The following is a 9090-nucleotide window of genomic DNA, read 5'->3' on the forward strand; positions in this document are numbered from 1 at the left end:
TTTGCCCTTCTCGCAGGGCTTCCAGCGGGTGATAAGAGGGTCATGGACACGCCTCTTCACGCTTACAACGACATGCCCGACGATCCCGCCCCCGATGAGGGAGGCGCGGAATATCGTGTGCCGCCCCACAATATCGAGGCGGAGCAAGCGCTCTTGGGCGCCGTTCTGGTGAATAACGACGCCTTCGACCGGGTCGCCGCCTTCCTCGAGCCCGCGCATTTCTTCGAGGACGTTCACGGCCGGATCTTCGAGGCCATGTCGAAGCTCATCACGCAGGGCCATCTCGCCTCGCCGGTGACGCTGAAAGGCTTTTTCGAGCGCGACGAGGCGCTGTCGGAGGTCGGCGGCGCGCAATACCTTGCCCGGCTCGCGGGCGCGGCCACGACCATCATCAACGCGCAGGAATATGCGCGCACGATCTACGATCTCGCCATCCGGCGCGAGCTCATCCGCATCGGCACGGACATGCACAACCGCGCCTTCGACGCGCCGGTGGACGATGCGCCGGGCACCCAGATCATGGATGCCGAACAGTCGCTCTATCAGCTCGCCGAAAAGGGCAAATATGAAGGCGGCTTCCAGGCCTTCCACGAGTCGCTGAAGACCGCCATCGACATGGCCGCCGCCGCCTATGAGCGCGATGGCGGGCTGTCGGGCATCTCCTCGGGGCTTCGCGATCTCGACCAGCGCATGGGCGGCTTGCAGCAGTCCGACCTCATCATCCTCGCCGGCCGCCCCTCCATGGGCAAGACGGCGCTGGCCACCAACATCGCCTTCAACGCGGCCAAGAGCTACAAGGCCGTCCACCACCCCGACGGCACGGTGGAAGCCAAGGACGGCGCCATCGTCGGCTTCTTCTCGCTCGAAATGTCGTCGGAACAGCTCGCCACGCGACTGCTCGCCGAACAGTCCGGCGTGCCGTCGGAGCGCATCCGGCGCGGCCGTATCGAGGAAGACGAGTTCCACCGTCTGGTGGAGGCGAGCCGCGAATTGCAGAGCGTGCCGCTCTACATCGACGATACGGGCGGCCTCACCATTGCGACGCTGGCCGCGCGCGCAAGGCGGCTGAAGCGCCAGCGCGGCCTCGGGCTCCTCGTGATCGACTATCTCCAGCTTCTGGCGGGCTCCGGCAAGTTCGGCGACAACCGCGTGCAGGAAGTGACGCAGATCACCACCGGCCTCAAGGCGCTGGCCAAGGAACTCAATGTCCCGATCCTCGCCCTTTCCCAGCTTTCCCGTCAGGTGGAAGCGCGCGACGACAAACGGCCCCAGCTTTCGGATCTTCGCGAATCCGGCTCCATCGAGCAGGACGCCGACGTGGTGATGTTCGTCTTCCGCGAGGAATACTACGTCTCCCGCCGCGAGCCGCGCGAAGGCACGCCCGAGCATCTGGAGTGGCAGGCGGAAATGGAGCATGTCCACGGCATCGGCGAAGTCATTATCGGCAAGCAGCGCCATGGACCTACCGGCACGGTCAAACTACAGTTCCAGGCGGATGTGACGCGCTTCAGCGACCACATCGCCGATGACCACCTGCCGGAATCCATACCTTGAGAACCAAGCCCAGCGCGCCCGCTCCCGCAGATGCTCCCTTCGAGGCCGATGCGGGCGGTGTGCTCACGATCGACCTCGATGCGCTCGCCGCCAATTACCGGCGGTTTCAGGACACCGCGCCGCATGCGGAAGTGGGCGCGGTGGTCAAGGCGAATGCCTATGGGCTCGGCCTTCGGCCCGTCGCCGCCGCGCTGGCGGAGGCCGGGTGCGGCAGCTTTTTCGTCGCGGAAGCCGCCGAGGGCCGCGCAGTGCGCGAGGCGCTCAAGGGGCGCGCGGACGATGCCACCATCTATGTGCTGAACGGGCTGATGCCGGGCGCGGCGCCCGTCTTCATCGAATACGGGCTTCGTCCCTGCCTCTCCTCGCTGGCCGAAATAGAGGAATGGAAGGCCGCGACGCATCTGCCCTGCGCCATCCATTTCGATACGGGCATGAACCGGCTGGGGCTTTCCCCCGGCGAGACCGCCCGCTTCATGGCCGATAACGACTGGTCCGGCGGGCTCGACGTGGCGTTGCTGATGAGCCATCTGGCCTGTGCAGACGACCCCGCTCACGCACTCAATGCCACCCAGCGCGAGCGTTTCGCGCATATCGTGGAAACGCTTCAGCCGCGCTTTCCCCGGGCGGTCGCAAGCCTCGCCAATAGCGGCGGAGCCTTTCTCGGCACCGATTATCATTTCGACCTCATCCGGCCCGGTATCGGCCTTTACGGCGGCAATCCGTTCGCCGCGCGCGACAACCCGTTCGAGACGGTGGCGACGGCGCACGCGCGCGTGCTTCAGGTAAAAGAGGTGCCGGCCGGGGAAAGCACCGGCTATGGCGCCAGCTCGACGGCGGAGGGCGTGCGCCGGATCGCGGTACTTGCGGCGGGCTATGCGGACGGGTATTTCCGGTCCCTGAGTTTCCCTTCCCTGCCCGACCTCCGGGCCCAGGGAGGCATGGTTGCGCTGGCGGGGCGGATCGTGCCCGTTGCAGGACGTGTTTCGATGGACCTGATCGTCGCGGACATCACATCGCTGCCCGAAGGCGCCGTGTCGCGCGGCGATATGGCGGAACTGATAGGCCCCGCCGTCCCGCTCGACGAGGTGGCCCGGCGCGCGGGGACGCTCGGTTACGAAGTCCTGACATCGCTGGGCGAACGCTATCGCCGCCATTACACTCGGGGCGGTCGAATCCCGTCCGGCGTCGCGGGCAACAATAAGGGCAGGAGCGTATCTTGAATTTTCTAGCGGTTATCGGGCGGGTCGTGATTGCGACGCTCGCCGAGATCGGCAAGCTGAGCCGGTTCACCTGGGCCGCCGTCAGCCATGTGCTGCGACCGCCCTTCTTCCTGCGCATGACGCTGCAGCAGATGATGCAGATCGGCTATTTCTCGCTGCCCGTGGTGGCGCTGACCGCCTTTTTCACCGGCGGCGTGCTGGCGCTCCAGATTCATTACGGATCCAACGAATTCAATTCCGAGGCGCTCGTCGCCACGGTTGTCGCGCTCGGCATCACGCGCGAACTCGGTCCGGTCATGGGCGCGCTCATGGTGGCAGGCCGCGTCAGCGCGGCGATTGCCGCCGAACTCGGCACGATGCGCGTGACCGAACAGATCGACGCGCTGACCACGCTCTCCACCAATCCCTATAAATATCTGGTGGTGCCGCGCATCGCGGCCGCCGTCATCACCCTGCCGATCCTCGTCTTTATCGCGGATATCGTCGGCATCATGGGCGGCTATATGGTTTCGACCGCATCGCTCGACTTCAATGCGGGCGTCTATCTGAAAAACACCATCAACTACATTCACGACAATGGTATCAGCTCCGGCCTCATCAAGGCGGCCGTGTTCGGCTTCATCATTGCACTGATGGGTTGCTTCCACGGCTTCAACAGCAAGGGCGGCGCGCAGGGCGTGGGCCGCGCGACGACGAACGCGGTGGTGAGCGCTTCCATTCTGATCCTCGCAGCGAACTATGTGATGACGTCGCTGCTGTTCGCGAAGTGAGAACGGACATGGCAAACAAACCCGATCCCGACGCGAAAATCGAACTGCGCGGCGTTCACAAGCGCTTCGGCCCCAAGGTGGTCCTGGACGGTATCGACCTGACCGTGCCGAGAGGCGAGTCCCTCGTCGTCATCGGCGGTTCAGGCACCGGCAAGTCGGTCATGATCAAATCCGTTCTCGGTATCGTAAAGCCCGAGAAGGGCGAGATCTTCGTCGACGGACGCAACGTGCTGGAGATGGATCAGAGCGCGCGCGAAGACACGTTGCGCAAATTCGGCATGCTGTTTCAGGGCGCCGCGCTCTTCGACAGCCTGCCCGTCTGGGAAAACGTCGCCTTCGGCCTCATCCAGGGCCGCCGCATGAAGCGCAAGGAGGCCAAGGAGATCGCCATCGACAAGCTCTCCAAGGTGGGGCTCGGCGCGGATGTGGGCGAGCTTTATCCGGCGGAGCTTTCCGGCGGCATGCAGAAGCGCGTCGGCCTTGCCCGCGCCATCGCGGCGGATCCGGAAATCATCTTCTTCGACGAGCCGACCACCGGCCTCGACCCGATCATGGCCGATGTCATCAACGAGCTGATCGTGGACAGCGTGAAGGAGCTTGGCGCGACGACGCTTTCCATCACCCATGACATGGCGAGCGCGCGCAAGATCGCCGACAAGGTCGCCATGATCCACAAGGGCAAGATCATCTGGGCGGGCAGCGTCGAGGAAGTGGACAATAGCGGCAACGACTATGTCGACCAGTTCATCCATGGCCGCGCCGAAGGCCCCATTCAGATGGAAGTGCTGAAGCCCTGATGGCGAAGCCGCAGCGCATATTCGTCTGCCAGTCCTGCGGCGCGGTGTCCGCGCGCTGGCAGGGCCGGTGCGAGGCTTGCGGCGAATGGAACACCATCGTCGAGGAGACCGCCGACAATGCCGGTATCGGCGGCGGTCCGCAAAAGGCCGCGCGCGGCAAGGGCCGCCAGATAGAACTTGTCGCCATGAGCGGCGAAAGCGCGGACCCGCCGCGGCTCGAAAGCGCCATTGCCGAACTGGACCGCGTGCTCGGCGGCGGGCTCGTGCCCGGCTCCGCCCTGCTGGTGGGCGGCGATCCGGGCATCGGCAAATCGACCTTGCTGCTGCAGGCCATGTCCGCCCTTTCCAATCGCGGACATGACGTCGTCTATATCTCGGGCGAAGAAGCCATCGCGCAGGTGCGCATGCGCGCGCGCCGTCTGGGGCTTGCCGAAACCGATGTGCAGCTCGGCGCGGAAACCAATCTGCGCGACATCATCTCGACGCTCGAAAGCGGCCGGCCGCCCGAAGCCGTCGTCATCGACTCCATCCAGACCATGTGGACGGACAGCCTCGACAGCGCGCCCGGCACCGTAGCGCAGGTTCGCGCCAGTGCGCAGGAGCTGGTGCGTTTCGCCAAGAAGAACGGTACCGCCGTCATCCTTGTCGGCCATGTCACCAAGGAAGGCCAGATCGCCGGCCCGCGCGTGGTGGAGCATATGGTGGACGCGGTGCTCTATTTCGAAGGCGAGCGCGGCCACCAGTTCCGTATCCTGCGCGCGGTCAAAAACCGTTTCGGCCCGGCCAACGAGATCGGCGTCTTCGAGATGGGCGAGCTGGGGCTCACCGAAGTGCCCAACCCCTCCTCCCTTTTCCTCGGCGAGCGCGACGGCGGCACCAGCGGCAGCGCGGTCTTTGCCGGGATCGAGGGCACCCGGCCCGTGCTGGTGGAAATCCAGGCCCTCGTCGCCCAGAGCGCGCTCGGCACCCCGCGCCGCGCCGTGGTCGGCTGGGATTCAGGGCGCCTTTCCATGGTGCTCGCCGTGCTGGAGGCGCGCTGCGGCCTCTCGCTGGCGGGACAGGACGTCTATCTGAACGTGGCGGGCGGATTGCGAATCAACGAACCGGCGGCGGACCTCGCCGTGGCCAGCGCCCTCGTCTCGTCCATCACCGGCAACCCGCTTCCCGCCGAATGCGTCATTTTCGGCGAAATTGCGCTGTCGGGCGGCGTGCGCCCGGTCAGCCAGATGGAAGCCCGCCTGAAAGAGGCGGAAAAACTGGGATTTTCGAGCGCCATCGTGCCGGCCGGGGCCGCCCGGCCGGGGGTCGGCGGCGGGCTCAAACTCACCGGCATCGGCGATCTGGCCTCGCTGCTGGCGCATCTTGCCGTCGGCGACGGCAAAGAAGCGGACGCTGGGGACGCGTGAGTATGGTATTTTTCGGGCAAAAGACCCGAAAGAAGGCCCGCAAGAAGGAGAGTGGCTGGTGACCTGGTTCGACGGGATCGTGATCGGCGTCGTGCTGATCTCGAGTGTGCTGGCGCTGCTGCGCGGTTTCACCAATGAAATCCTCTCCATCCTCGCCTGGGTCGTGGGGGCCATTGCGGCGCTGTGGCTGTTTCCCTATCTCACGCCGATCGTACGCGATTTCATCCCCACGCCGTGGCTCGCCGCGGTGGTTTCGGCCATCCTGATCTTCTTTGCCGCCTATGCCCTCGTCGCGCTGTTCACCTCGCGCTGGTCGGATTCGCTGATGGAACTGCATGACCGGGCGGCCCTGCTGGACCGCACGCTGGGCTTCGTTTTCGGGGTGGCGCGCGGCCTTCTGATCGTCGCGGTGGCCTATCTCTTCTTTGCCTGGCTCGTACCCGATCCGGTGGACCAGCCCGGCTGGATTCGCAATGCCAAGCTCCGTCCCATGGTGGAGAGCACGGCGAGCCTGCTGTTTACCCTGGCGCCCGAGGAAACCCGCCGTCCCCGCTTCCCCGACGGCCGGGGCGGCACCACCACGCAGCCCATTCCCAAAATCCCCACGGGACGCAATTCGGGGAGCGGCAATTCTGCCGCTGACAAGACGCCCCCGCCCGGCTATAACTCCTCCGAACGCAGGGGGCTCGATCGGCTGTTCGAAAGCACGACAGGGGAGTAACGGGGGGAAGGTAACCCTTTAGCTTCTCTGGAGCGTATGTATGATTCAGCAGCACGTGTCCGAAGGATGTCTGACCGATCAGCTGACCTTCGACTTTGGTGCCGCCGGCCCGTCCGGCAAGGTCCGTCCCGGGGCCCTGAAATCCGGGACCAGCAGTGAAATACCGGGGCGTATCCTGTCTAGACAAGACGAGCATATCGGCATTGACGACGACGAGCTTCACGCAGACAAGCTGCGCGAGGAATGCGGCGTCTTCGGCATTCTGGGCAATCCGGACGCGGCGGCGCTGACGGCGCTGGGCCTCCACGCCCTTCAGCATCGCGGCCAGGAAGCGGCGGGTATCGTTTCCTATGACGGCGAACACTTCCATTCGGAGCGGCGGCTGGGTCTGGTCGGCGACCATTTCACCAGCGGCAAGGTGATCGAGCGCCTGCAGGGCGATATGGCCATCGGCCATGTGCGCTACTCCACCACGGGCGAGACGATCCTGCGCAATGTGCAGCCGCTCTTCGCCGATCTGTGGGGCGGCGGCTTCGCCATCGCCCATAACGGCAATTTCACCAACGCGATCACGCTGCGCAACGATCTGGTGCGCGCGGGCGCCATCTTCCAGTCCACCTCGGATACCGAAACGATCCTTCAGCTCGTCGCGCGCAGCCAGGAGCCGCGCACGGTCGACCGTTTCGTCGATGCGCTCTCCCATATCGAGGGCGCCTATGCGCTGGTGGTGCTGACCAACAAGAAGCTCATCGGCGCGCGCGACCCGCTGGGCATCCGGCCGCTGGTTCTCGGCATGCTGGACGGCGCGCCGATCTTCTGTTCGGAAACGGTCGCGCTCGACATTATCGGCGCGGAATTCGTGCGCGAGGTCGAGCCCGGCGAAATCGTCGTGGCGACCAAGGACGGGATCGAGTCGATCCGCCCCTTCCCGCAGCGCGAGGTTCGTCCCTGCGTCTTCGAATATATCTACTTCGCAAGGCCGGACAGCGTTGTGGGCGGCAAGAGCGTCTACAATGTCCGAAAGCGGCTCGGCGAGGAGCTTGCCCGCGAAAGCCATGTGGATGCCGACGTCGTGATCCCGGTGCCCGACAGCGGCGTCCCCGCCGCCATCGGCTATGCGGGCGAGTCGAACATTCCCTTCGAGCTCGGCATCATCCGCAACCATTATGTGGGCCGGACCTTCATCGAGCCGACGCAGCATATCCGCCAGCTCGGCGTGAAGCTGAAGCACAATGCCAATCGCGCCATCGTGGAAGGCAAACGCATCATCCTGGTGGACGACAGCGTGGTGCGCGGCACGACCTCCATCAAGATCGTGCAGATGATGTATGAGGCCGGCGCGACGGAAGTGCATTTGCGGGTCGCGAGCCCGCCCATCACCCATTCCGACTATTACGGCATCGACACGCCGGAACGCCAGCAGCTTCTGGCCGCCAATTACGATCTGGAAGGCATGCGCAACTTCATCGGCGTGGACAGCCTGGCCTTCATTTCCGTGGACGGCCTTTACCGGGCGATGGATTTCGAGGGCCGCGATCCGGAGAACCCTCAGCTTACGGACCACTGCTTCACCGGGGACTACCCCACGCCGCTGGTCGACCGCGACGGCGAGCAGAAAACGAGGCAGCTCTCGCTCCTTGCCGAAATTGCTTGAGTAGAATGATATGAGTGGACGACTTCAGGACCGCCTGGCGGTTATCACCGGCGCATCCCGTGGCATTGGCCGCGCCGTGGCGCTGGGCATGGCGGCCGAAGGGGCGCATGTCATCCTCGTCTCGCGCACCGTTGGGGCGCTTGAGGAAGTGGACGACGAAATCCGCAAGGTCGGCGGCAAGGCCACCCTCGTCCCTCTCGACATCACCGACGGCGACGCCATCGACCGGCTGGGCGCCAGCGTTTTCGAGCGCTGGGGCAAGCTCGACATCATGGTCGCCAATGCGGGCACGCTGGGCGTGCTGACGCCGCTCAGCCATCTCGACCCGAAGGACTGGGACACGACGCTCGCCCTCAACGTGACGGCGAACTGGCGCATGATCCGCTCCTTCGAGCCGCTGCTGAAGCGGTCGGATGCGGGCCGGGCGATTTTCGTCACCTCCGGCGCCGCGCATAAGTGCCGCCCCTATTGGGGCCCCTATGCCATCACCAAGGCCGCGCTCGACACGATGATGAAGACCTGGGCGGCGGAGTGCGAGAAGACCTCCATCCGCATCAATTCGATCAGCCCCGGCCCCGTCCGCACCGCCATGCGCAAGAAGGCGATGCCGGGCGAAGACCCCTCGACGCTGACGAAGCCGGCCGATCTCGTGCCGCTCTTCCTGGAGCTGGCCTCGCCGGATTGTGCGCGGCACGGCGAAATCGTCGAATACCGGAAGGTGAAGGCGGACGCCTGAGCCTGCGCTGGTTTTCGGAAACCTGATCCCAAAACACTTTTGTCATCCCGGCACTTGTTGCCGGGATCCATTGGCCCTGCGGCAAGCAGACAAAGCGAGTGGGTCCCGGGAATAAATCCCGGGACGACATCTTCTGCCGTAAGCGGTGTTGTAGCCCCACCTTTCGCATTTTGAGGTGATGATTGATTTTGCTTCCCGTTGATTGGCGGGAAGGAGTTTCTCCATGGAGGCT

General features: G+C 64.8%; 8 protein-coding genes. All 8 read left to right on the forward strand.

The genetic code is table 11. The features are described from left to right. The first annotated feature begins 72 nt into the window (after positions 1–72). Genes FHS78_RS16870 through FHS78_RS16905 form a run of 8 tightly spaced genes read left to right on the forward strand, consistent with a single transcriptional unit; the run spans position 73 to position 8858 of the window. Complete coding sequence (locus FHS78_RS16870) at positions 73–1554, forward strand: replicative DNA helicase (RefSeq protein ID WP_167095561.1); 1482 nt, start codon at positions 73–75, stop codon at positions 1552–1554. Next, on the forward strand, positions 1551–2774 hold the full coding sequence (alr, locus tag FHS78_RS16875) for an alanine racemase (protein ID WP_167095549.1): 1224 nt from the start codon (positions 1551–1553) through the stop codon (positions 2772–2774). Before FHS78_RS16870 ends, alr begins: the two co-directional genes overlap by 4 nt. Next, entirely contained in the window at positions 2771–3544 is a 774-nt protein-coding gene (locus FHS78_RS16880; RefSeq protein ID WP_167095550.1) for an MlaE family ABC transporter permease, read from the forward strand. The genes alr and FHS78_RS16880 overlap by 4 nt, the downstream gene beginning before the upstream one ends. Before the next feature lie 8 nt (positions 3545–3552). After that, positions 3553–4341 (forward strand): ABC transporter ATP-binding protein, encoded by a 789-nt coding sequence (locus FHS78_RS16885; RefSeq protein ID WP_167095551.1) that lies wholly within the window; start codon positions 3553–3555, stop codon positions 4339–4341. Continuing rightward, positions 4341–5747 carry a DNA repair protein RadA gene (gene radA / locus FHS78_RS16890; protein ID WP_167095552.1) on the forward strand — a complete coding sequence of 469 codons (1407 nt, stop codon included), beginning with the start codon at positions 4341–4343 and terminating at the stop codon, positions 5745–5747. Before FHS78_RS16885 ends, radA begins: the two co-directional genes overlap by 1 nt. A gap of 58 nt (positions 5748–5805) precedes the next feature. Continuing rightward, positions 5806–6468 carry a CvpA family protein gene (locus tag FHS78_RS16895; RefSeq protein ID WP_167095553.1) on the forward strand — a complete coding sequence of 221 codons (663 nt, stop codon included), beginning with the start codon at positions 5806–5808 and terminating at the stop codon, positions 6466–6468. A 40-nt stretch (positions 6469–6508) separates the two neighbouring features. Further along, a complete protein-coding gene (purF, locus tag FHS78_RS16900) occupies positions 6509–8122 on the forward strand; it encodes an amidophosphoribosyltransferase (protein ID WP_167095554.1) in 1614 nt (537 codons plus the stop codon). Positions 8123–8132: 10 nt separating this feature from the next. Continuing rightward, entirely contained in the window at positions 8133–8858 is a 726-nt protein-coding gene (locus tag FHS78_RS16905; RefSeq protein ID WP_167095555.1) for an SDR family NAD(P)-dependent oxidoreductase, read from the forward strand. The last annotated feature ends 232 nt before the right edge of the window (positions 8859–9090 follow it).

Source organism: Parvibaculum indicum (assembly GCF_011762095.1).
GTDB classification, from domain to species: Bacteria; Pseudomonadota; Alphaproteobacteria; order Parvibaculales; family Parvibaculaceae; genus Parvibaculum; species Parvibaculum indicum.